The following is a 22735-nucleotide window of genomic DNA, read 5'->3' as shown; positions in this document are numbered from 1 at the left end:
TCCTCCCGCGCGCCGGCCAGCTCGGGGCGGACGGCCAGCAGGGCACCGAGGACGGCGTAGCCGGTGAGCACCTGGGTGGCGCTGGCGACGTCGGTCCAGGCGGTGCCGAGCGCGACGACCGCCCCCATGACGATCGGGAAGTAGGCCTCGGCGTACAGCGGCCAGCCGCGCAGCGCCCCCCGCCAGCGGCCGGCGAGCGCGGTCTTCACGGCGATGACGAGCATCCCCAGCATCGACAGGGGCCAGAACGCGTCCATCAGCACGACGGCGGCCGGAGGCTCCTGGAAGAAGGCCGTGGACAGGACCGTGGACGCCGAGGCCAGGGAGAGCAGCACCTGCTCGACCCGCAGCATCGCGCGGGCCGCCCTCGAGGTGCCGGTCGCCCGGGTGCGCACCTGCACCGCCAGCAGGGCGAACAGCCCGATCTGGAAGGCCAGCCCGGACAGCTCGCCGACGGCCCCCCAGAAGGGGTCCGCGTTGTTCAGGCCGATGGTGAGGGTGGTCGCGGCCCAGACGGCGGTGCCGGCGGCCAGGACGACGCCTCGGCGGCGGACCCAGCCGGCGTCCACCGGCTGCCCCTCGGGTCGGGAGGCGGCCGGGGCGTCGGTGCGGGCCGGGGCGTCGGTGCGGGCCGGGGCGGTGGTGCGGCTGATGCTCATGGCGGGCTCCTCGTCGTGGGACGGGCACCGGGGTGGTGCCGCTGAGGACGACGCTGCCGGGCCGCGCGTCCCCGCCGTCAGGGGTCGGCGTCCCCGGTGCCGTCACCCGTGCGGTCCCGGACTTCCGGGACGTCCGACCCGGGACAGCGGGACGCCCGCGGTGCCACGATCGGCGCGTGGAGCGAGCGCAGGCGCCGCAGGGGCCCCGGCCGTGGTGGCGCCCGGTCGTCGGCTGCCTCGTCGTCGCGGCGGTGACCGCCTGCGTGGTGGTGAGCGCCCTCGTCGACGCCCGGGTGCCCGCGGAGCACGCCGGGCAGGTCGCCGGCGGCTCCGGATGGCCGACCGCCCTCACCGGGCTCCTCATGGCCGTGCCCGGTGCGCTCGTCCTCACCGGCTCCGCGGTGCCCGAGCGCCCGCGCGGCCACCCGGTGGCGTGGGTGCTGCTGGCGGGGGGCCTGGCCTGGGGGCTGGACGGGGTCGCCGCCTCCGTCCTGGGCCTCGCCACGCTCACGAGCCCCCCGGCCCCCGGCGCCGCGCTCGCCTTCTGGGTCTACAACCGCGCCGGCGCCTGGCTGCTGCTGCCGCTGCCCCTGCTCCTCCTGCTCCACCCCGAGGGCCGGCTGCCGCGCGGGCCCTGGCGCTGGCCCGCGCGGCTGAGCCTCGCCAGCACGGCCGCCCTGCCGGTGGTGCTGCTGGTCGTGCCGGCGTCCGTCGTGGGAGCGCCCGCGCTGCCCGCCCTCGCGGGTGTGGACCAGGACCTGACGAGCCTGCCCCTGCCCGCGCCGGTGTGGGAGGTGCTGCTGCCGGTGGCCCGGGCCCTGGTGCCGGTGAGCCTCCTCGTGCCGTTCGCCGTCCTCGTGCACCGCTCGCGCCGCGGTGCCGAGCGCCGGCAGACCCGGTGGCTGCTGTGGGCCGCGCTCGTCGCCGTGCTGGTCATGCTCACCGTGTGGCTGCTGCCCGAGGGGTGGAGCTCCGCGTCCCTGTCGGTGGCCGTGGGCGTCGTCTCGGCGGCGGTCGCCGTGGGCCTCCTGCGCCCGGGGCTCCTCGACGTCGACCGGCTGCTCGGCGGCACGGTGGTCTACGCCGCCCTGGCGGTCTCGGTGGTGGTCGTGGACGTCGCGCTGGTCGCCGCCGCCTCCGGGCCGCTCAGCGCCCGGCTCCCTGAGCGCGAGGCGGCGCTGCTGGCCGTGCTGGTCGTCGCCGCCGCCTACGGGGCGCTGCGCGAGCGGTGGTGGTCGCTGGTGCGCCGGGTGGTCCTCGGCGAGCGCCACGACCCGTACCGCGTGGTGTCGTCGCTGGCGGCCACGCTCGAGCGGACCCCGGGGGTCGAGGAGCAGCTGCTGGCCGTGGCCGAGGCGGTGGCGCGGGCGTTCCGCCTGGGCTGGGCCTCGGTCGAGGTCGACTCCGGGGACGGACGCCGCCTGGTGGTGTCCTCGGGCGAGCGCCCCGCCGCCACGCGGACCCTGCCGCTCTCCTACCGCGAGGCGCCCGTGGGCGCGCTGGTGCTGCCGGCGACCGGCGCGCGCAGCCGGCTGTCGGCCCGTGACGAGCGGCTGCTGGGCGACGTCGTGCGCCAGGCCGCGGTCGCGGCGCGGGCCGAGCTGCTCGCGGCGCAGCTGCAGCGCAGTCGCGAGCTGATCCTCACCGCGCGGGAGGAGGACCGCCGGCGGGTGCGGCGAGACCTCCACGACGGCCTCGGCCCGACCCTCGGGGCCGTCGTCATGCGGATCGACACGGTGCGCAACCTCGCCACCGACCTCGACCCGGGCGCCGACCGGCTCCTGCGCGCGGTGCGCGCCGACGTCGCGGGCGCGCTGGCCGAGGTGCGGCGGCTCGTGCACGACCTGCGCCCGCCGGCGCTCGACGACCTCGGCCTGCTGGGGGCCGTGCGCCAGCAGGCCGAGCGGCTGCGCGGGCCCGACCAGTCGCTGGAGGTCGTCGGCGGTCCCGGGCTGGGCGACCTGCCGGCCGCCGTGGAGGTGGCCGCGTACCGGATCGCCTCCGAGGCGCTGGCGAACGCGGCGCGGCACGCTCGCGCCTCGCGCTGCCGCGTGGAGCTCGACGTGCGCGGGGCGGCCCTCTTCCTCGAGGTCAGCGACGACGGGGTCGGCATCCCGGCGAGCGCGCCGGCCGGGGTCGGGCTGGTGTCGCTGCGCGAGCGCGCCCACGAGCTCGGAGGCCGGTGCGAGGTGCTGTGCCCGCCCGGCGGCGGCACCACCGTGCGGGCGTGGCTGCCGGTGGGCGGCGGCACCGTCCCCGCGCCGGGCTCCGCGCCCGAGGAGGAGGTGGCTCGTGCCCGAGCCGGTGCCTGATGCCGGGTCGGGTCCTGCCGACCGGCTGCCGCGCGTCCTCGTCGTCGACGACCACCCGCTGTTCCGGGAGGGGCTGGCGGCGCTGCTCGCGTCCACGCGCGCGGTCGAGCTGGTCGGCACCGCCGAGGACGGCGCGGCGGCACTGCGCGCGGTGGCCGAGCACGACCCCGACGTGGTCGTCATGGACGTCCAGATGCCGGGGGTCGACGGGCTGGAGGCCACGCGCCGCCTGCGCGACGGCGGGGCGCGCGCGGCCGTGGTGGTCCTGACGATGTCCGAGGACGACGCCACGGTCTTCGCCGCCCTGCGGGCCGGCGCGCGCGGCTACCTGCTCAAGGGGGCCGGCCAGGAGGAGCTCCTCCAGGCGGTCCGCACGGCGGCCGCGGGCGGGGCCGTCTTCGGGGCCGGCCTCGCGCGGCGGATGGCCGACTTCTTCGCCGCCGGGCCCTCGCGGCCGACGGCCGCCTCGGCCTTCCCCCAGCTGACCCGCCGGGAGCAGGAGGTGCTGGAGCACCTCGCCGAGGGGCGCACGAACGCCGCGATCGCCTCGGCGCTGTACCTGTCGCCGAAGACGGTGCGCAACGTGGTCTCCGCCGTCCTGGCCAAGCTGCACGCGGCCGACCGCGCCGAGGCGGTCGCCCGCGCCCGCGAGGCCGGGCTGGGCCGGCCCGGCTGAGCGCCCGCCCTCAGGCCTGCTGCGCCCCGCTGCGCAGGAGGCCGTAGGTGAGGCCGTCGACGAGCGCCTGCCACGACGCCTCGACGAGGTTGGGGGCGACGCCGACCGTCGTCCAGGTGTGCTGGCCGTCGGTGGTGTCGATGAGCACCCGCGTGGTCGCGTCGGTGCCCTGGTCCGCGTCGAGGATGCGCACGCGGAAGTCGGTGAGCTCGAGGTGCGCCAGCTGGGGGTAGGGGCCGCGGAGCGCCTGGCGCAGCGCGGCGTCGAGGGCGTTGACGGGGCCGTTGCCCTCCCCGGTGGAGACCACCCGCTCCCCCGCCGCGACGATCTTCACGGTCGCCTCGGAGGTCGGGCCGGTGCCCCGGCCGTGCTCGGTGAACGAGCGCCAGCTCTCCACCTCGAAGAACTGCGGGCGGGCGCCCTCGACCTCCTCGCGCAGCAGCAGCTCGAAGGACGCGTCGGCGGACTCGAACGTCCAGCCCTGCTGCTCCAGCTCCTTGACCCGGGCGGTGACCCGGGCCAGGACGTCGTCCCGGCCGGCGAGGTCGAAGCCGAGCTCGCGGCCCTTGAGCTCGATGCTGGCCCGCCCGGCCATGTCGGAGACGAGCATCCGCATGTCGTTGCCGACGTCGGTGGGGTCGGCGTGCTGGTACAGGTCGGGGTCGACCCGGATCGCCGAGGCGTGCAGCCCCGCCTTGTGCGCGAAGGCGCTCGCCCCCACGTACGGCGCGCGGGCGTAGGGCGGGTAGTTGGTGATCTCGCTGACCTGGTGCGCGATCCGGGTGGCCTCGCGCAGCCGCTCGCGGTCGAGGACGGGGCGGCCCATCTTCAGCACGAGGTCGGCGACGACCGTGACGAGGTCGGCGTTGCCCGTGCGCTCCCCGTAGCCGTTGAGGCAGCCCTGCACGTGCGTGGCACCGGCGCGGACGGCGGCGAGGCTGTTGGCCACCGCGCAGCCGCTGTCGTTGTGCATGTGGGCGCCCAGGCGCGCGCCGGTGGCCTCGAGCACCTCGGCGACGGCCGCCTCGACCTGGTGCGGCAGCATCCCGCCGTTCGTGTCGCACAGCACGACGGCCTCGGCCCCCGCCTCCGCGGCCGTGCGCACGACCTCCAGGGCGTAGGCCGGGTCGGTGCGGTAGCCGTCGAAGAAGTGCTCGGCGTCGAGGAACACCCGCCGGCCCTCGGCGACGAGCAGGCCCACGGTGTCGGCGACCATCGCGAGGTTCTCCGCCCCGGTGGTGCGCAGCGCGAGCTCGACGTGGCGGGAGTGGCTCTTGGCGACGAGCGTCACGACCGGGGTGGCGGCGTCCAGCAGCGCCCGGACCTGCGGGTCGCTGCCGGCGCGCGAGCCCGCGCGCCGGGTCGCGCCGAAGGCGGCGAGCTCGGCGCTGCGCAGGTCGAGCTCGCGGGCGGCGCGGGCGAAGAAGTCGGTGTCCTTGGGGTTGGCGCCCGGCCAGCCGCCCTCGATGAAGCCCACGCCGAGCTCGTCGAGGTGGGCGGCGATCGCCAGCTTGTCGGCGACCGACAGCGACAGCCCCTCCTGCTGGGCCCCGTCGCGCAGGGTCGTGTCGTAGACCTGGACGTCGTCCGGCTCGGTCGTGCTCATCGCTCGCTCCTCCGCGCGCTCAGACGAGGCGGTGCATCCAGCCGTGGGAGTCGTCCGCGCGGCCGTGCTGCACGTCGAGCAGCGCGGTGCGCAGCCGGGCGGCGACGCCGCCGTCCGGGGCCTCGGTGGTGGCGACGCGCTCGTCGCCGTCGACCAGGGCGCCGATCGGGGTGATCACGGCCGCCGTGCCGCAGGCGAAGACCTCGGTGATCTCGCCCGAGGCGACGCCGTCCTTCCACTCCTCCACGGAGACCCGGCGCTCGACCGGGCGCAGCCCGAGCTCGGCCCCCAGCGCCATGACGGAGTCGCGCGTGATGCCCTCGAGGATCGTGCCCGTCAGCTCGGGGGTGACCAGGGTGCCGTCGGCGTGGACGAAGAAGATGTTCATCCCGCCCAGCTCCTCGACGTAGCGCTGCTCGGCGACGTCGAGGAAGCAGACCTGGTCGCAGCCGTGCTCGGCCGCCTCCTGCTGGGCGACGAGGCTCGCGGCGTAGTTGCCGCCCGTCTTGGCCGCCCCCATGCCGCCGAAGCCGGCGCGCGTGTAGGTCCGCGAGAGCCAGATGGAGACCGGGCGCACGCCGCCGCTGAAGTAGGAGCCGGCCGGGGAGGCGATGACGAGGTAGTCGACCCGCTGCGCCGCCCGGACGCCGAGGAAGGACTCCGAGGCGAACATGAACGGGCGCAGGTAGAGGCTCGTCTCGCCGCCGCTGGGCACCCAGGCGGCGTCCGCCTCGACCAGCGCGCGGATCGACTCGACGAAGTCGTCCTCCGGCAGCTCCGGCAGCGCCAGGCGGCGCGCGGAGCGGGCGAGGCGCTGGGCGTTGGCGCGCGGCCGGAACGAACGGACCGAGCCGTCGTCCCAGCGGTAGACCTTCATCCCCTCGAAGATCTCCTGCGCGTAGTGCAGGACGGCGGCCGAGGGGTCGAGCTGCAGCGGCCCGTAGGCCTCCACGCGGGCGTCGTGCCAGCCGTCCTCCGCCGTCCACGTGGCGCGGGCCATGTGGTCGGTGAAGTGCTTGCCGAACCCGGGCGCGGCCAGCACCTGCTCGCGCTGCGCGTCCGAGGTCGGGGCCGGGTTCGGCCGGTGCTCGAAGACCAGCTGGCTGCTCATGCGCGGAACCGTAGTGGATCCCGCTGGGCGCTCGCCGAGCCGGGAGCCTCAGCCCAGGTGGGCGGCGATCGCGTCGCCGACCTCGGCCGTGCGCCGGCGCGCGGCGCCGCGCTGGGCCAGGTCGGCGGCCACGGCGGCCTCGACCGCGGCGGCCTGCTCCCCGAGCCCGAGGTGCTCGAGCATGAGCGCCACGGAGAGCACGGTGGCGGTGGGGTCGGCGATCCCCTGGCCGGCGATGTCGGGGGCCGAGCCGTGCACGGGCTCGAACATCGACGGCGCGGTGCGGTCGGGGTTGACGTTGCCGGAGGCGGCCAGGCCGATGCCCCCGCACACGGCGGCGGCCAGGTCGGTGACGATGTCGCCGAAGAGGTTGTCGGTGACGATGACGTCGAAGCGCGCCGGGTCGGTGACCAGGAAGATCGTCGCGGCGTCGACGTGGAGGTAGTCGACCGAGACCTCGGGGTGGTCGGCGCCGACGGCCTCGACCGTGCGGCGCCACAGGTGGCCCGCGTGGGTGAGCACGTTGTGCTTGTGGACCAGGGTCAGCTTCTTCCGCGGACGCGCGGCGGCGCGGGCGAAGGCGTCGCGGACGACGCGCTCGACGCCGAACGCCGTGTTGATGCTCACCTCGGTGGCGATCTCGTGCGGCGTGCCGACGCGCACCGCGCCGCCGTTGCCGACGTAGGGGCCCTCGGTGCCCTCGCGCACGACGACGAAGTCGACGTCGCCGGGCTCGGCCAGCGGCGAGCGCACGCCCGGGTACAGCCGGCCCGGGCGGAGGTTGACGTAGTGGTCGAGGGCGAAGCGGAGCTTGAGCAGCAGCCCGCGCTCCAGGACGCCGCTGGGCACGCCGGGGTCGCCGACCGCGCCGAGCAGGATCGCGTCGTGCTGGCGGACCTCCGCCAGCACGCTGTCGGGCAGCGTCTCCCCCGTGGCGTGCCAGCGGCGGGCACCGAGGTCGTACTCCGTCGGCTCGACGCTCGTGCCCGAGCCGGCGAGGGCGGCGTCGAGGACCTTCAGGCCCTCCGCCACCACCTCCGGGCCGATGCCGTCGCCAGGGACCACCGCGATGCGAAGGGGATCTGCCACGGCCGCGGAGCCTAGCGGCTGGACGGCCGCGCGCCCGGTGGCGGACCGGGTGGCAGGCTGGCGGGCATGGCCGTGGTGAAGATCAACGCGATCGAGGTGCCCGAGGGCGGCGGCGCCGAGCTGGAGCGCCGGTTCGCCGCGCGGATGGGCGCGGTGGAGGGCACCGAGGGCTTCCTCGGGTTCGAGCTGCTGCGTCCGGTCGCCGGGGAGAGCCGCTACTTCGTCTACACGCGGTGGGAGACCGAGGAGGCCTTCCGGGCGTGGTCGGCCGGCGGGGCCCGGGCGGCGCACGCCGGCGAGCGCGCGAGGCCCGTCGCGACCGGCGCCTCGCTGCTGGAGTTCGAGGTCGTCCAGCAGGCCGGACCGGTGCCGGCCACCGACCCGGCCTGAGGCACCGCGGGGCTGCGGGCGCCGCCGGCCGGCCTCACTCCGCCGGCGCCTCCTGCGGCCGCCGGTACGTGCGCCGGTAGGCCAGCGGCGACACCCCGAGCGCCGCGTGCAGGTGCTGGCGCAGCGAGGCCGTCGTCCCGAAGCCGGCGTCGGCGGCGACCCGCTCCACCGGGGCGTCGGTGGTCTCCAGCAGCTGCCGCGCCCGCGCCACGCGCTGCTGCAGCAGCCAGCGGGTGGGGCTGAGGCCGGTCTCCTGGCGGAACCGGCGCGTGAAGGTGCGCACGCTCGTCCGGGCGTGCGCCGCGAGGTCGTCGAGGCCCAGCGGCTCGGCCAGGTGCGCCAGGGCCCACTCGCGGGTGGACGCCGTCCCGCTGCCGCTGCCGGAGGGGACCGGCCGCTCCGTGAACTGCGACTGGCCGCCGTCCCGCCAGGGCGCGACCACGTTGCGGCGCGCCACCCGGTTCGCCACGGCGCTGCCGTGGTCCCGGCGGACGAGGTGGAGGAGCAGGTCGATCCCGGCCGCGACGCCCGCGGAGGTCAGCACCGCGCCGTCGTCGACGAAGAGGACGTCGGCGTCGAGGCGGACGGCCGGGAAGAGCCGGCGGAAGCGGTCGGCGTCGCGCCAGTGGGTGGCGGCCGGCCGACCGTCCAGCAGGCCGGCGGCCGCCAGGACCGAGGCGCCCGTGCACAGCGACACGAGGCGGGCGCGGCCTGCGGCGGCGCGCAGGACGCCGGCCAGCTCCTCCGGGACGTGGCCGTCGACGAGCGCCCGGCCGCCCTCGACCCCGGGGACGACCACCGTCTGCGCGCCCTCGAGGAGGGAGGCGTCGTGCTCGGGGTGCACCCAGAAGCCGTCGGCCGTGCGCACCGGGGCGCCGTCGAGGGTGGCGACGCGGACCCGGTAGAGCGGGTGGCCGCCGTCGTCCTCGGCGATGCCCAGCAGCCGGTGGGGCAGGCCGAGCTCGAGGCCGACGACGCCGTCCAGGGCGAGGACGGCCACCTCGTGCGGCACGGGCGCGGACATGGCCGGATCCTTGCACACGGTGGCCCCCCGGCCACTGGTGCGGCGGCCGGCGACCCCTCAGGATCGGCTCCGTGACCGTCTCCACCTCCGCGCGCCCCCGGCTGCACCCCGCCTGGGGGGTCGCCGCGGTGACCTTCCTCGCCCTGCTCGGTGCGGCCGCCTTCCGCGCCGTCCCGGGCGTGCTCATCGACCCGCTCCACGAGGAGTTCGGCTGGTCGCTGTCGACGATCTCGCTGGCCGTCGCCGTCAACCTCGCCCTCTACGGGCTGACCGCTCCGTTCGCCGCGGCGCTGATGGACCGGTGGGGCGTGCGCCGGGTCGTCGTGACGGCCCTGCTCGTCGTCGCGGTCGGCAGCGGCCTGACGGTGGGCATGACGGCGAGCTGGCAGCTCCTCCTGCTGTGGGGCGTGCTCGTGGGGATCGGCACCGGCTCGATGGCGCTCTCGCTCGTGGCGACGGTCACCGGGCGGTGGTTCGTGGCGCGGCGCGGCCTGGTCTCGGGCGTGCTCACCGCGGCCGGCGCCACCGGCCAGCTGGTCTTCCTCCCGGTCGTGGCCGGGATCTCGGAGCGGTGGGGCTGGCGCCCCGCGGCCCTGGGGACGGCGGCCGCCGCGCTGGCGGTGGTGCCGCTGGTGCTCTGGCTGATGCGCGACCGGCCGCGCGACCTCGGCGTCGCCCCCTACGGGGGGACGCCCGCCGACGACCGGGACCCGGTGGGCGGCAACCCGGCCCGCACCGCGCTCGCCGGGCTGACCGGGGCCGTGCGGACCCGCCCCTTCTGGCTGCTGGCCGGGGGCTTCCTCATCTGCGGCGCGTCGACGAACGGCCTCGTGCAGCCCCACTTCATCCCGGCGGCGCACGAGCACGGCATGCCCGTGACCACCGCGGCGGGCCTCCTGGCGGTCGTCGGGGTCTTCGACGTCGCCGGCACCGTGCTGTCCGGCTGGCTGACCGACCGGGTCGACCCGCGGGCCCTGCTGCTCGCCTACTACGCGCTGCGCGGGATGTCGCTGTTCCTGCTGCCGCAGCTGTTCGGCACGGACGTCCGGGCCAGCATGCTCGCGTTCATCGTCTTCTACGGCCTCGACTGGGTGGCCACCGTGCCGCCCACGCTGGCCCTGTGCCGGGCGCACTTCGGGACGCGGGCCCCGGTCGTCTTCGGCTGGGTCTTCGCCGCTCACCAGCTCGGGGCGGCGGGCGCCGCCTTCGGGGCCGGGGTCGTCCGCGACGTGACCGGCTCCTACGACGCCGCCTGGTACGGCGCGGCCGCGCTGTGCCTCGTCGCCGCGCTCCTGTCGATCTCGGTGCGCCGGACGCCGAGCACCGAGGCGCCGGGGACCACGGGACCGACCACGCCGACGGGCACGGCGACGCCGCTGGACCCGGTGCCCGCAGCCGCGGCGGAGGCCCACGGCTGACGCCCCGGCGGCGCGGCCGGACGGTCCGACGAGGTCGGGCGCCTCAGCCCACGAGCCGCGGGTCGGCCTCGCCCGTCTGCACGGCCCACATCTGGGCGTAGGCGCCGCCGCGCGCCACGAGCTCGTCGTGGGTGCCGGCCTCGGCCACCCGCCCCGCCGCCAGCACCCAGATCCGGTCGGCGTCGCGCACGGTGGACAGCCGGTGGGCCACGACGAGCGCGGTGCGCGAGGCGGTGACCGTGGCCAGCGACCGCTGGATGGCCGCCTCGGTCTCGTTGTCGACCGCCGACGTCGCCTCGTCGAGCACGAGGAGCGCCGGGTCGCGCAGGATCGCGCGGGCGAGGGCGATGCGCTGGCGCTGCCCGCCGGACAGGGTCTGGCCCCGCTCGCCCACGACGGTGTCGTAGCCCGAGGGCAGCGCCGCGATGAAGTCGTGCGCCTCGGCCAGGGCGGCCGCCGCGCGCACCTCGTCGTCCGTCGCGCCGGGGCGCCCGTAGGCGAGGTTGTCGCGCACCGTGCCGTGGAAGAGGAAGACGTCCTGGCTGACGTAGCCGATCGCGCCGCGCAGCGACTCCCACGACAGGTCGCGCACGTCCCGCCCGTCGAGCAGCACCTGCCCGGCGCGGGGGTCGGAGAAGCGCAGCACCAGGCGCAGCAGGCTGGACTTGCCCGCCCCCGTCGTCCCGACCACGGCGTGGGTCTGCCCGGCGGGCACCACGAGGTCGAGGCCCCGCAGCACGTCCGGGCCGTCGTCGTAGCCGAACCGCACGCCCCGCAGCTCCAGCGCCCCGCGCGCGGGCGCCGGCAGCGCGCCGGTGCCGGCCACCGCGGTCGGCCGCTCCTCCAGCAGCGCGAAGATGCGCCGCGTGGAGGCCATGGCGCGCTGGTAGAGGTCGAGGGTCTGCCCCAGGTCGGTCAGCGGCCACAGCAGGCGCTGCGTCATGAAGACGAGCACCGTGTAGAGGCCCACCTCGAGGCGGCCCTCCAGCACGAACCAGCCGCCGAGCAGGAGCGTGGAGGTGAAGCCGGCGAGGATCGCCATCCGGATCAGCGGCACGAACGCCGACGACGAGCGGATCGCCCGGCGGTTGGCCTCGCGGTAGGCGCGCGAGACGCGCTCCACGCGCGCGGACTCGCGCGCCTCGGCGGTGAACGCCTTGATCGTCGGCAGGCCGCCGAGGTTCGTCGCCAGCGTGGCGCTGACCTCCCCGGCCGCCTCGCGGACGTCGCGGTAGAGCGGCTCCAGCCGCCGCTGGAAGCGGATCGAGCCGAGCACGATGACCGGCACCGGCAGGAAGGCCAGCACCATCAGCTGCCACGACGAGGCGGCGAAGACCGCGCCGATGAGGACGACGGTCCAGGCCGTCCGCAGGATCGTCGAGGCCCCGACGTCGAGGAAGCGCTCGAGCTGGTTGACGTCGTCGCTGAGGACCGACAGCACCCGCCCCGGCGGCGTCCGCTCGTGCCAGCCGACGTCGAGGTCCTGGACGGCGCTGTACGCCTCGACCCGCAGCTCGTGCTCCACCGCCTGGGCCAGCCCGCGCCAGAGCAGCTGGGCGACGTAGTCGCTGACCGACTCCACCACCCACACGGCGACGTTGAGGGCGGCGATGACGGCGAGCTGCGCGAACCGACCGTCGATGCCGAGCAGCGAGGCGACGAAGGAGTCCTGACCGCGCACGACGACGTCGACGGCGATGCCGAGCAGCAGCTCCGGCGCGACGTCGGCCGCGGTGTTGACCGAGCTGGCCACGACCGCGCCGACCGCTCGGGGCCGGTGACGGCGGTGGTGGCGCCACAGGGCGCGCAGCGGGCGCTGGGTGCCGGGCTCCTGCCCGGCCGACGCGGGCGTGAGCACGCGCTCACCCTAGGGTCCGCGCCGAGCGCCCCCGGACCGTGGGAGCGTGGGCGCCGTGACCGGCGACCCGCGCCCCGCCAGCGACTCCCACGCCGCCCGCGACCACGTCGTGCTGCCGCAGAGCGACACCAGCGCCTACGCCTCCCTGCGCGAGCGGCCGGTCCCGCGCACCGAGCGGTACGCGCGCGGCCGGGCCCTGCGCGAGGCCGTGCCGCGCTCGTCGCTCGCCTCGTGGGAGCCCGCCGCCGACCGCCGCGACGTCGTCGCCCAGGTGCGCGAGGCGCACGAGGGCCGCCTGGAGAGGCTGGTGCCGGTGCGGGTCGCCCGGATGGCCGCGAGCCCGTACGGCTTCCTGCGCGGCACGGCCGGCGTGATGGCCGAGGACTTCGCGTCGCTGCCCGCCACGGGCATCGCGCCGGTCATCTGCGGCGACGCGCACGTGGGCAACATCGGCTTCTACGGCTCGCCCTCGCGCGACCTGGTGCTCGACCTCAACGACTTCGACGAGGCCCACCCGGGGAGCTGGGAGTGGGACCTGCGCCGGCTGGCGGCGAGCATCTGGGTGGCCGGCCGCGGCGCGTCGATGCGCGAGGACCAGTGCGAGGACGCCGCCCGGTCAGCGGTCGGCGCCTACCGCGACCACCTGTGGGACCTCTCCGGCCGCCCCCTGCTGGAGCGCTCCTTCGAGAGCCTCGACCTCGACCGGCTGCGGGCCAGCGCCTCCGACCGCGGCCTGCTGCGCGAGATCGAGCGCTCCGCGGCGCGGGCGCAGAAGCGCACGAGCGACCGGGCGCTGCCCCGCTTCACCGAGCAGCGCGACGGCGTCCGCCGCATCGTCGAGGAGCCGCCCCTGCTGACCCGGCCCGAGCCGGACGACGCCGAGCTGCTCGCCGAGGCCCTCGACGCGTACCTCGGCACGCTCGCGCCGCACTGGGCGCGCGTGCTCGGCGGGTACACGCTCGTCGACGTCGCGCACAAGGTCGTCGGGGTGGGCAGCGTGGGACTGCGCGCCTACGTCGCGCTCCTGGAGGGCAGCGACGAGGACGACGTCGTGTTCCTCCAGCTCAAGGAGGCCCGCCGGTCGGTCATCGCCCCGTTCGTGCACGGCGGCTCCGCCTGGCACGCCCACCAGGGGCAGCGCGTCGTCGAGTACCAGCAGGCCCTGCAGACCGTCTCCGACCCGCTGCTGGGCTGGACGACCGTCGGGGAGCACCAGTACTACGTGCGCCAGTTCCGCAACATGAAGGGCAGCGTCGTCCTCGACGACATCGACGCCGCGGCGCTGGCCGACTACGCGGGCATCTGCGGACGGCTGCTGGCCAAGGGGCACGCGCGCACGTCCGGCGCCTCGATGATCGCCGGGTACCTGGGGCGGTCCGACCACGCCGACCGGGCGCTCGCCGCCTTCGCCCGCGCCTACGCGGACCAGACCGAGCGCGACCACGCGCGGCTCGTGCGGGCCGTCGCGCACGGAGAGCTGGCCGCCGAGCCGGGGGCCTGAGGCCCGGCGGCCCGACGGCGCGGCAACACGGCGTTCACACCGTCGTGGTGCGGGCCGCGACCGGCAGGAGTAGACAGCCTGGATGGTCGCCGCGGCAGGGACGGAGCGCTCGGACGCGTCCGAGCTCAAGCGGTCCATCACGGGCCGGCTGCTCTTCTTCTACGTGCTCGGCGACGTGCTCGGTTCGGGCATCTACGTGCTCATCGGCCTCGTCGCCGGCGCCGTGGGCGGGGCGTTCTGGATCGCGTTCGCCGTGGGGGTGGCGATCGCGGCGATCACCGGGCTCGCCTACGCGGAGCTGGTCACGAAGTACCCGCAGGCCGCCGGCGCCTCCCTGTACGTCAACAAGGCGTTCCGCAGCCCGACGCTGACGTTCTTCATCACCATCTGCACGCTGTCGGCCCTCTTCGCCGCCTCCGGGTCGCTGGCCAGCGGGTTCGCGCGCTACTTCGGTTCGCTCTTCGCGGCCCCGCCGGCGCTGGTCGTGACGCTCGTCTTCGTGGCGGCCCTGACGCTCGTCAACTACATCGGCATCACCGAGTCGGTGGTGATCAACATGGTCATGACGTTCGTCGAGATCGCCGGCCTGGCCATCGTCCTGGTCATCGGCGTCGTCCACGTGGCGCGCGGCGACGCGGACTTCGGCGTCCTGGCCGAGTTCAGCACCGGCGACGCCAACCCGATCTTCGCGATCGTCGCCGGGGTGGCGCTGTCGTTCTTCGCCATGACGGGCTTCGAGAACGCCGCCAACGTCGCCGAGGAGACGGTCGACCCGTCCCGGACGTTCCCGCGGGCGCTCGTCGGCGGCATGCTCGCGGCGGGCGTCATCTACGTGCTGGTCGCCATGACCGCCGCCCTCGTCGTGCCGGTCGACACGCTCGCGGGCTCGGACGCCGCGCTGCTGGAGGTGGTCCGCGCCGGCGTCCTCCCCGTGTCGGTCACCCTCTTCTCGGTCATCGCCCTGGTCGCGATCACCAACACGACCCTCGTCTCGCTCGTGGCGCAGTCGCGGATCCTCTACGGCATGGGGCGCGTGGACGTCGTCCCGCGCGCCTTCGCCCGGGTGCACCCCACGCGGCGCAGCCCCACCGTCGCGCTGGGCTTCGGGTTCCTCGTCGTGGCGGGGCTGCTCGTCATCGGCGCGGTCGTCAACGCCGTGAGCGACGACGGCCTCGACGTCGTCGGCCGCCTCGCCACGGTGACCGTGGTCTTCCTCGTCTTCATCTACGCCCTGGTCATCGTCTCCGCCCTGAAGCTGCGGGGGCAGGACGAGACCCCGGACACCTACCGCGCCAGCACCCCGCTGCTCTACCTGGGCCTGCTGGGCAACGCGGTCCTGCTCGTCTACATCGTCGTCGACGACCCCGGCTCGCTGCTCTGGGTGGCCGGGCTGCTCGCCGTGGGCCTCGTGCTCTTCCTGGTCCAGCGCGCCACCGGAGGCCGCCGGCGCCCGTCCCGCCTCGGGGAGGAGTGAGCGTGCACGTCATCATCGCCACCGACGGCTCGCGGCAGTCGCTGGCCGCGGCCCGCCAGCTCAAGGGGTTCGCCGACCCCGCCCGGTTCACCGACGTCTCGGTGGTCGCGGTCGTGAGCCCGCTGGCCACCGTGCCCTTCGTCGACGAGATCAGCGGGTCCGACGCCACAGCGCCCCTGGACCCGACCGGGCTCAGCTTCCGGCGCGAGGCCCACTCCGCTGCCGCGGCGGTCGCGGCCGAGTTCGCCGACTGGCCGGCGGAGGTGCACCAGCTCGTGCTCAGCGGCTCCCCCGCCGCGGAGATCGTGGCCACGGCCCAGGACCTGCGCGCCGACCTCATCGTCGTGGCGAGCGGCAGCCGGGGGCTCAGCAGCACGGTGCTGCTCGGCAGCGTGGCGCAGCGCGTCCAGCACTCCGCGCCCTGCCCGGTGCTGGTCTCCCGCCCGCCGGCGACGTAGCGCCTGCGGGGGGACGGCGCTCCTCAGCCGGACGCGGCGCCCGGGCGCGGGTGGAGCAGCCGGAAGCGCTCGAGGACGACGGGCAGCTCCTCCACCGACGCCAGGCCGGCCGCGCGCGCCGACGCCGCGAAGAAGGCCGCGTGGTCGGCCCGCCAGGAGGCCAGGGTCGCCTCGCCCTCCCCCTCGGCGGCGGCGTGCTCGGCGTCCACCTCGGCGAACGGCACGACCTGCACCCGGGTGGTGCGGATCAGCGCCCGCGGCTGGCCCGCGCCGTCGAGGAGGATCGACAGGTCGCCCACGGCCGGCAGCGGCTCGTCCGCGGCGGCGTAGTCCGGCACCGCGGAGGCCGTCGCGGTCTTGCGCCCGGCCAGCACGAGGTCGAGCAGCCGGTCCGCCTGCGCGGCGTCGTCCCCGAAGGCCCAGGCGGGTGGGGCCACGACCGAGGTCGACGTCTCGCCGGTGACGACGCTGACCCGGCCGACGCCGGCGTGCGCGCGGGCCAGCTCCCAGAACTCGGTGACGTCCACGGCGGTGCTGCCTCCCGGTCGAGGGGTCCTGGTCGAACGGGTCGGTGCCGACACCGGCCCCGCCGCGCGAGCGCGACGGGGCCGGTGGAGGTGCGGACCGGGGTCAGCGCGCGGCGGAGCCCTCGACGTAGTCGCCGTCGGAGGTCTCGACCCAGCTCATGAGCTTGCGCAGCTCGCGGCCGGTCGCCTCGATCTGCGTGCCCTCCTGCTCCTGGCGAAGCCGCTTGAACTCCGGCGCGCCGGCGTCCTGGTCCTCGATGAACCGGCGGGCGAAGGTGCCGTCCTGGATGTCGGTGAGCACGTCCTTCATCCGCGCCTTGACCGAGGCGTCGATGACGCGCGGGCCGGAGACGTAGTCGCCGTACTCGGCGGTGTCGGAGATGCTCCAGCGCTGCTTGGCCAGGCCGCCCTCGTACATGAGGTCGACGATGAGCTTCAGCTCGTGCAGGCACTCGAAGTAGGCCACCTCGGGCTGGTAGCCGGCCTCGGTGAGGGTCTCGAAGCCCGCCTGCACCAGCGCCGAGACGCCGCCGCAGAGCACGGCCTGCTCGCCGAAGAGGTCGGTCTCGGTCTCCTCGGTGAACGTCGTCTTGATGCCGCCGGCGCGCAGACCGCCGATGCCCTTGGCGTAGGAGAGCGCCAGCGGCCACGCGGAGCCGGTCGCGTCCTGCTCGACGGCCACGATCACCGGGACGCCGCGGCCCTCGGTGTACTCGCGGCGCACCAGGTGGCCCGGGCCCTTGGGGGCGACCATGACGACGTCGACGCCCGCGGGGGGCTTGATGTAGCCGAAGCGGATGTTGAATCCGTGCCCGAAGAGCAGCGCCTTGCCGTCCGAGAGGTTCGGGGCGACCGACTCGTCGTAGACGTGGCGGGCCACGTGGTCGGGGACGAGCATCATGATCACGTCGGCCTCGGCGGACGCCTCGGCCGGGGTCACGACGCGCAGGCCCTCGGCCTCGGCCTTCGCCCGGCTCTTGCTGCCCTCCGCCAGACCGACGCGGACGTCGACCCCGGAGTCGCGCAGGCTCAGCGCGTGGGCGTGGCCCTGGCTGCCGTAGCCCAGGACGGCGACCTTGCGCCCCTGGATGATCGACAGGTCGGCGTCGTCGTCGTAGTACATCTCCGCCACGGTGCTGTTCTCCTCGGATCGGTGGTGTGGGTCTTGGGGTGGTGCTGCTCGGGCCCGGGCCTCAGGCGCTGCGCAGCGCCCGGTCGGCGATCGACCGGCTGCCGCGGCTGACGGCCACGACCCCGGACTGGACGATCTCGCGGACGCCGAACGGCTCCAGCACGCGCAGCAGGGCCGCGTTCTTCTCCGGGCTGCCGATCGCCTCGATGGTCAGCGCCTCGGGCGCGACGTCGACGACGTGGGCGCGGAAGAGCCCGACCGCGTCGACGACCTGCCCGCGGGTGGCCGGGTCGGCGCGGACCTTGACGAGCAGCAGCTCGCGCTGGACGGAGGAGTCCGGCTCCAGCTCGACGACCTTGAGGACGTTGATGAGCTTGTTGAGCTGCTTGGTCACCTGCTCCAGCGGGAGGTCCTCGACGTCGACGACGACGGTGATCCGGGAGAGGTCGGCGTGCTCGGTCGGGCCGACCGCCAGGGAGTGGATGTTGAAGCCGCGCCGGGCGAACAGCGCGGCGACCCGGGTGAGGACCGCGGGCTTGTCCTCGACGAGGACCGAGAGCGTGTGGCGGCTCACCAGCTCCTCCCCGTGGGGACGGAGGGGTCGGCGTCGCGGGCGTGCTCGACGTCGTTCTCGAGGCTGACCGACTCGTCGCGGTCCCACACGGGCGTGAGGTCGCGGGCGTACTGGATGTCGGAGTTGCTCACGCCGCTGGGGACCATCGGCCACACCATCGCGTCGCGGTGGACGACGAAGTCGACGACGACCGGGCGGTCGTCCACGCTCATCGCCTTGTCGATCACGGCGTCGAGGTCACCAGGGTCCTCGCAGCGCAGCCCCACGCAGCCGTAGGCGTCGGCGAGCTTGACGAAGTCCGGGATCCGCTGGCCCCGCGCCGCGCCGGTGCCGGTGTGCAGGTCGGTGTTGGAGTAGCGCCCGTCGTAGAACAGGGTCTGCCACTGCCGGACCATCCCGAGGCTGGAGTTGTTGATCACCGCCACCTTGATCGGGATGTTGTTGAGGGCGCAGGTGGCGAGCTCCTGGTTGGTCATCTGGAAGCAGCCGTCACCGTCGATCGCCCACACCGTGCTGCCGGGCATGCCGACCTTGGCGCCCATCGCCGCGGGGACGGCGTAGCCCATCGTCCCCAGGCCCCCGGAGTTCAGCCAGGTGCGCGGGTTCTCGTACTTGATGAACTGCGCGGCCCACATCTGGTGCTGGCCGACGCCCGAGGCGAAGATCGTCTCCGGCCCGGAGATCTGGCCGATGCGCTGGATGACGCGCTGCGGCGACAGCGTGCCGTCGTCCGGCTCGTCGAAGCCGAGGGGGTAGGTCGAGCGCAGCTGGTCGAGCTGGCGCCACCAGCCGCCCAGGTCGGCCCGCCGGCCGGCGGCGTGCTCGGCCGCCAGGGCGACGAGCAGCTCGCTGATGACCTCGCGGGCGTCACCGACGATCGGGACGTCGGCCCGGCGGTTCTTGCCGATCTCCGCGGGGTCGATGTCGGCGTGGACGATCGCCGCGTCCGGGGCGAAGGAGGAGAGCACCCCGGTGACCCGGTCGTCGAAGCGCGCGCCGAGGCTGACGATGAGGTCGGCCTTCTGCAGCGCCGTCACCGCCGCCACGGTGCCGTGCATGCCGGGCATGCCGAGGTTGGCGGGGTGGGAGTCCGGCAGGGCGCCGCGGGCCATGAGGGTGGTGACCGCGGGGGCGCCGGAGAGGTCGACGAGCTGGTGCAGCTCGCGGCTGGCCCCGGCCTTGATCACGCCGCCGCCGACGTAGAGCACCGGCCGCTTGGCCTCGGCGAGCATCCGCGCGGCCTCGCGCACCTGCTTGCCGTGCGGCCGGGTCACCGGGTGGTAGCCGGCCAGCTCCACCTTCTCCGGCCACTGGAACGTCGTCATCGCCTGCTGGGCGTCCTTGGTGACGTCGACGAGGACCGGCCCGGGCCGGCCCGTGGAGGCCAGGTGGAAGGCCTCGGCCACGACGCGCGGGATGTCGTCGGGGTCGGTCACGAGGTAGTTGTGCTTGGTGATCGGCAGCGTGATGCCGACGATGTCCGCCTCCTGGAAGGCGTCCGTGCCGATCGCGGTGCTCGCGACCTGGCCGGTGATCGCGACCATCGGCACGGAGTCCATGTGGGCGTCGGCGATCGCCGTGACGAGGTTGGTCGCCCCGGGGCCCGACGTGGCCAGGCAGACGCCGACCCGGCCGGTGGCCTGGGCGTAGCCCTGGGCCGCGTGCCCGGCGCCCTGCTCGTGGCGCACGAGGACGTGCCGCAGCGTGGGGCTGTCGAGGAGCGGGTCGTAGGTGGGCAGGATCGCCCCGCCCGGCAGGCCGAACACCACCTCGGTGCCGGCGCGCTCGAGGGAGCGGACCAGGCTGGCCGCTCCGGTCATCCGCTCGGGCTGCTCGCTGTTCCCTGGACTGCTCATCGGGTTCCTCCCGCGGGGACTGCTGTGGCGTGTGGGCATGCAAAGACCCTCCGGCCCTCGACACGGCGAGGACGGCGGAGGGTCGCGCGCGGCAGGTCGTCAGACGTCGGCGTCAGCTCGCGCGCTGCGCGAGTACTACCCGGACCGTGCCCATGGCGCGACCCTAGACCCGCACCGGCGCGCGTGTCAGCCCCAAGGGCACCCCGTCCCACATCGTGAGACGGGGTGCCCGAGGGGTGGGCACCTCAGTCGCAGACGGCCCCGCCGGACGCCGACCCGACGAGCTTGGCGTACTTGGCCAGCACGCCGCGGGTGTACTTGTGCGGCACCGGCGCCCAGCCCTGCGCGCGCTCGGCGAGCACGGCGGGGTCGACGAGGAGGTCGAGCCGCTTCGTGCCGACGTCGAGGCGGATCCGGTCGCCGTCGCGCACGTGGGCGATCGGCCCGCTGTCCACCGCCTCCGGGGCGACGTGCCCGACGCACAGGCCGGTCGTGCCACCGGAGAAGCGGCCGTCGGTGAGCAGCAGGACGTCCTTGCCGAGGCCCGCACCCTTGATCGCGCCGGTGATGGCGAGCATCTCGCGCATGCCCGGACCGCCCTTGGGGCCCTCGTAGCGGATCACCACGACGTCGCCGGCGGCGATCGTGCCGTCCTCGAGGGCGTCCATGGCGGCGCGCTCGCGGTCGAAGACCCGCGCGGTGCCCTCGAAGACGTCGGACTCGAAGCCCGCGGACTTCACCACGGCGCCGCCGGGGGCCAGCGTGCCGCCGAGGATGGTGATCCCCCCGGTCTTGTGGATCGGGTTCGAGATGGCCCGCAGCACTGCGCCGTCGGGGTCCGGGGGCGCGATGTCGGCGAGGTTCTCGGCGATCGTGCGGCCCGTGACGGTCAGGCAGTCGCCGTGCAGCAGGCCGGCGTCCAGCAGCGCCTTCATGACCACCGGGATGCCGCCGATGCGGTAGACGTCGGCCATGACGTGGCGCCCGAAGGGCTTGACGTCGGCCAGGTGCGGCACGCGGTCGGCGATCCGGTCGAAGTCGGCCAGGGTCACGTCGACCTCGGCCTCGTGGGCGATCGCCAGCAGGTGCAGGACGGCGTTGGTCGAGCCGCCCAGGGCCATCACCACGGAGATCGCGTTCTCGAACGCCTCCTTGGTCATGATCTGGCGGGCGGTGATCCCGTGCGCGAGGAGGTTGACCACGGCCTCGCCGGACTTGCGGGCGTAGCCGTCGCGGACGCGGTCGGTGGCCGGCGGGGCCGCGGAGCCGGGGAGCGACATGCCCAGCGCCTCAGCGGCCGAGGCCATGGTGTTCGCGGTGTACATGCCGCCGCAGGCGCCCTCGCTCGGGCACACCGCGCGCTCGATGGCGTCGACGTCCTCCCGGCTCATCAGCCCCCGCGCGCACGCGCCGACCGCCTCGAAGGCGTCGATCAGGGTGACCTCGCGCTCGCTGCCGTCCGACATCGTCGCCGTGCCCGGCAGGATCGAGCCCGCGTACATGAAGACGCTGGCCAGGTCGAGGCGGGCCGCGGCCATGAGCATGCCCGGCAGCGACTTGTCGCAGCCGGCGAGCAGCACCGAGCCGTCCAGGCGCTCGGCCTGCATCACCGTCTCGACGCTGTCGGCGATGACCTCGCGGGAGACCAGGGAGAAGTGCATGCCCTCGTGGCCCATGGAGATGCCGTCGGAGACCGAGATGGTGCCGAACTCCAGCGGGAAGCCCCGCGCGGCGTGCACGCCCTCCTTGACCGACTTCGCGAGCCGGTCGAGCGGGAGGTTGCAGGGGGTGATCTCGTTCCAGGACGAGGCGACGCCGATCTGGGGCTTGACCCAGTCGTCGTCGCCCATGCCGACGGCGCGCAGCATGCCGCGGCTGGCGGTGGCCTCCAGGCCGTCGGTGACGGCGCGCGAGCGGGGCTTGAGGTCGTGGCCCCCGGCGGCCGATGAGGCGCTGGAGGCGGAGCCGGAGCCGTTGCCCGGCAGGACGGTCGTCATGCCCCCAGTCTACGGAGCCGTAGGTGCCTGCTCAGCCGACGAGGTTCGCCGGCTCCTGGCCGTCCCGCAGCCGCTCGAGCTGGGCGCGGAGCATGGCCACGGCCCGCGGGCGCATCGCCGTGGTGTCGCCGCCCACGTGCGGGGTGAGCAGCAGGCCGGGCGCGCCCCACAGCGGGTGGTCCGCGGGCAGCGGCTCGGGGTCGACGACGTCGAGCGCGGCGGTGAGGCGGCCCTTCTCCAGCTCGGCCAGCAGGGCGGCCGTGTCGACGAGGGCCCCGCGCCCGACGTTGACGAGCAGCGCGTGCTCGGGCATCGCCGCGAGGAACGCGGCGTCGACGATGCCCCGGGTGGCGTCGGTCAGCGGCAGCGCCACGACCACGACCTCGGCCGTGGGCAGCAGCGCCGGCAGATCCTCGACGCCGTGGACGACGCCGTCGGCGTCGGTGCGCGCGCGGCTGGCCACGCGCACGAGGTCGACCTCGAAGGGCCGCAGCCGCGCGGCGATCGCCCCGCCGATGCCGCCGGTGCCGAGCAGGAGCACGCGCCGGTCGGCCAGCGAGCGCCGGCGCGCCGGGCGCCAGCGGGCCTGCTCGGCGTCGCGCACGGCGGTGTCGATGCCTCGCAGCGAGGCGAGCGCGAGCGCCACGGCGAGCTCGCCGGTGGAGGCGTCGTGGACGCCGGCCGCGTTGGCCAGCGGCGTGCCCGACGGCACCTTCGGGAGGATGCTGTCGACCCCGGCGCTGAGCGACTGCGCGAGCGCCAGCCGCGGCAGGTCGGCGAGCGCGCCCAGCGCGGTGGCCTTCGAGCCGTAGGGCAGGACGACGGCGCGCACCTGCTCGGCGTCCTCGCCGAGGGCCTCGCGGGGGTCGCTGCAGACGTCCCACAGCCGGGCGCGCACGCCCTCGGGCAGGGGCTGGACCAGGTCCATCCACTCGGCGTCGGGCAGGGTCACGAGCACGTCGTCGGTCACGGGCCCCATCGTGGCGCGCCTGGTGGTCCGGCGCTCCGCGGGGGAGGCTGGCGGCGTGCCGACGACGCCGAGGTCCCCGAGGACGCGCGCGGCGGCGCTCGCC

19 protein-coding genes are annotated in these 22735 nt (G+C 75.5%); 7 read left to right on the top strand and 12 right to left on the bottom strand.

Annotated elements, in window-relative coordinates; all coding sequences use genetic code 11:
* A partial coding sequence (locus AC5FZL_RS06640; RefSeq protein WP_493617776.1) for a hypothetical protein occupies window positions 1–659 on the bottom strand: 659 nt, incomplete at its 3' end.
* A 176-nt stretch (window positions 660–835) separates the two neighbouring features.
* On the opposite strand from AC5FZL_RS06640, the gene AC5FZL_RS06635 reads away from it, so the two are divergent.
* The gene (locus AC5FZL_RS06635) at window positions 836–2971 is read left to right on the top strand and encodes a sensor histidine kinase (protein ID WP_493617775.1); all 2136 of its coding nucleotides are present in this window, start codon (window positions 836–838) and stop codon (window positions 2969–2971) included.
* Window positions 2952–3647, top strand: a complete 696-nt coding sequence (locus AC5FZL_RS06630) for a response regulator (protein WP_493617774.1) — start codon at window positions 2952–2954, stop codon at window positions 3645–3647. The genes AC5FZL_RS06635 and AC5FZL_RS06630 overlap by 20 nt, the downstream gene beginning before the upstream one ends.
* Window positions 3648–3657: 10 nt before the next feature.
* On the opposite strand, the gene cimA is transcribed toward AC5FZL_RS06630, so the two are convergent.
* The 3 genes from cimA to AC5FZL_RS06615 are packed head-to-tail and all read right to left on the bottom strand — an operon-like array spanning window position 3658 to window position 7453.
* Window positions 3658–5253 carry a citramalate synthase gene (cimA, locus tag AC5FZL_RS06625; RefSeq protein ID WP_493617773.1) on the bottom strand — a complete coding sequence of 532 codons (1596 nt, stop codon included), beginning with the start codon at window positions 5251–5253 and terminating at the stop codon, window positions 3658–3660.
* A 19-nt stretch (window positions 5254–5272) separates the two neighbouring features.
* Entirely contained in the window at window positions 5273–6364 is a 1092-nt protein-coding gene (locus tag AC5FZL_RS06620) for a branched-chain amino acid aminotransferase (RefSeq protein WP_493617772.1), read from the bottom strand.
* A 48-nt stretch (window positions 6365–6412) separates the two neighbouring features.
* The gene (locus AC5FZL_RS06615) at window positions 6413–7453 is read right to left on the bottom strand and encodes a 3-isopropylmalate dehydrogenase (RefSeq protein WP_493617771.1); all 1041 of its coding nucleotides are present in this window, start codon (window positions 7451–7453) and stop codon (window positions 6413–6415) included.
* Window positions 7454–7519: 66 nt separating this feature from the next.
* On the opposite strand from AC5FZL_RS06615, the gene AC5FZL_RS06610 reads away from it, so the two are divergent.
* Window positions 7520–7843, top strand: coding sequence for an antibiotic biosynthesis monooxygenase family protein (locus AC5FZL_RS06610; protein WP_493617770.1), 324 nt, complete (start codon window positions 7520–7522; stop codon window positions 7841–7843).
* A gap of 34 nt (window positions 7844–7877) precedes the next feature.
* On the opposite strand, the gene AC5FZL_RS06605 is transcribed toward AC5FZL_RS06610, so the two are convergent.
* Entirely contained in the window at window positions 7878–8867 is a 990-nt protein-coding gene (locus AC5FZL_RS06605; protein ID WP_493617769.1) for a GlxA family transcriptional regulator, read from the bottom strand.
* Between the two features lie 62 nt (window positions 8868–8929).
* Here AC5FZL_RS06605 and AC5FZL_RS06600 point away from each other — a divergent pair, with 62 nt between their 5' ends.
* Entirely contained in the window at window positions 8930–10285 is a 1356-nt protein-coding gene (locus tag AC5FZL_RS06600; protein ID WP_493617780.1) for an MFS transporter, read from the top strand.
* A 43-nt stretch (window positions 10286–10328) separates the two neighbouring features.
* Here the strand turns inward: AC5FZL_RS06600 and AC5FZL_RS06595 are convergent, their stop codons facing one another.
* Window positions 10329–12143 (bottom strand): ABC transporter ATP-binding protein, encoded by a 1815-nt coding sequence (locus AC5FZL_RS06595; protein ID WP_493617768.1) that lies wholly within the window; start codon window positions 12141–12143, stop codon window positions 10329–10331.
* Window positions 12144–12198: 55 nt separating this feature from the next.
* Between AC5FZL_RS06595 and AC5FZL_RS06590 the strand changes: the two genes are divergently transcribed.
* From AC5FZL_RS06590 to AC5FZL_RS06580, 3 genes are all read left to right on the top strand, one after another.
* Window positions 12199–13644 (top strand): DUF2252 domain-containing protein, encoded by a 1446-nt coding sequence (locus AC5FZL_RS06590; RefSeq protein ID WP_493617779.1) that lies wholly within the window; start codon window positions 12199–12201, stop codon window positions 13642–13644.
* Window positions 13645–13726: 82 nt separating this feature from the next.
* On the top strand, window positions 13727–15118 hold the full coding sequence (locus AC5FZL_RS06585) for an APC family permease (RefSeq protein ID WP_493617767.1): 1392 nt from the start codon (window positions 13727–13729) through the stop codon (window positions 15116–15118).
* A 2-nt stretch (window positions 15119–15120) separates the two neighbouring features.
* Window positions 15121–15576, top strand: a complete 456-nt coding sequence (locus AC5FZL_RS06580; RefSeq protein ID WP_493617766.1) for a universal stress protein — start codon at window positions 15121–15123, stop codon at window positions 15574–15576.
* Window positions 15577–15599: 23 nt separating this feature from the next.
* Here the strand turns inward: AC5FZL_RS06580 and AC5FZL_RS06575 are convergent, their stop codons facing one another.
* The 6 genes from AC5FZL_RS06575 to AC5FZL_RS06550 all read right to left on the bottom strand — a co-directional run bounded on the left by AC5FZL_RS06575 (window position 15600) and on the right by AC5FZL_RS06550 (window position 22590).
* Window positions 15600–16103, bottom strand: a complete 504-nt coding sequence (locus AC5FZL_RS06575) for an ASCH domain-containing protein (protein WP_493617765.1) — start codon at window positions 16101–16103, stop codon at window positions 15600–15602.
* Window positions 16104–16206: 103 nt separating this feature from the next.
* Window positions 16207–17226, bottom strand: coding sequence for a ketol-acid reductoisomerase (ilvC, locus tag AC5FZL_RS06570; protein ID WP_493617778.1), 1020 nt, complete (start codon window positions 17224–17226; stop codon window positions 16207–16209).
* Window positions 17227–17296: 70 nt separating this feature from the next.
* Entirely contained in the window at window positions 17297–17809 is a 513-nt protein-coding gene (gene ilvN, locus AC5FZL_RS06565) for an acetolactate synthase small subunit (protein WP_493617764.1), read from the bottom strand.
* Window positions 17806–19665, bottom strand: coding sequence for an acetolactate synthase large subunit (locus tag AC5FZL_RS06560; RefSeq protein ID WP_493617763.1), 1860 nt, complete (start codon window positions 19663–19665; stop codon window positions 17806–17808). The genes ilvN and AC5FZL_RS06560 overlap by 4 nt, the downstream gene beginning before the upstream one ends.
* 245 nt (window positions 19666–19910) lie before the next feature.
* The gene (gene ilvD, locus AC5FZL_RS06555; RefSeq protein ID WP_493617762.1) at window positions 19911–21662 is read right to left on the bottom strand and encodes a dihydroxy-acid dehydratase; all 1752 of its coding nucleotides are present in this window, start codon (window positions 21660–21662) and stop codon (window positions 19911–19913) included.
* Window positions 21663–21693: 31 nt separating this feature from the next.
* Complete coding sequence (locus AC5FZL_RS06550; RefSeq protein WP_493617777.1) at window positions 21694–22590, bottom strand: NAD(P)-dependent oxidoreductase; 897 nt, start codon at window positions 22588–22590, stop codon at window positions 21694–21696.
* Window positions 22591–22735: the final 145 nt, after the last annotated feature.

It is taken from the genome of Quadrisphaera sp. DVD1, assembly GCF_058932755.1.
The sequence above is the reverse complement of the archived record's forward strand: the minus strand, read 5'-3'. Positions and strand labels throughout refer to the sequence as shown.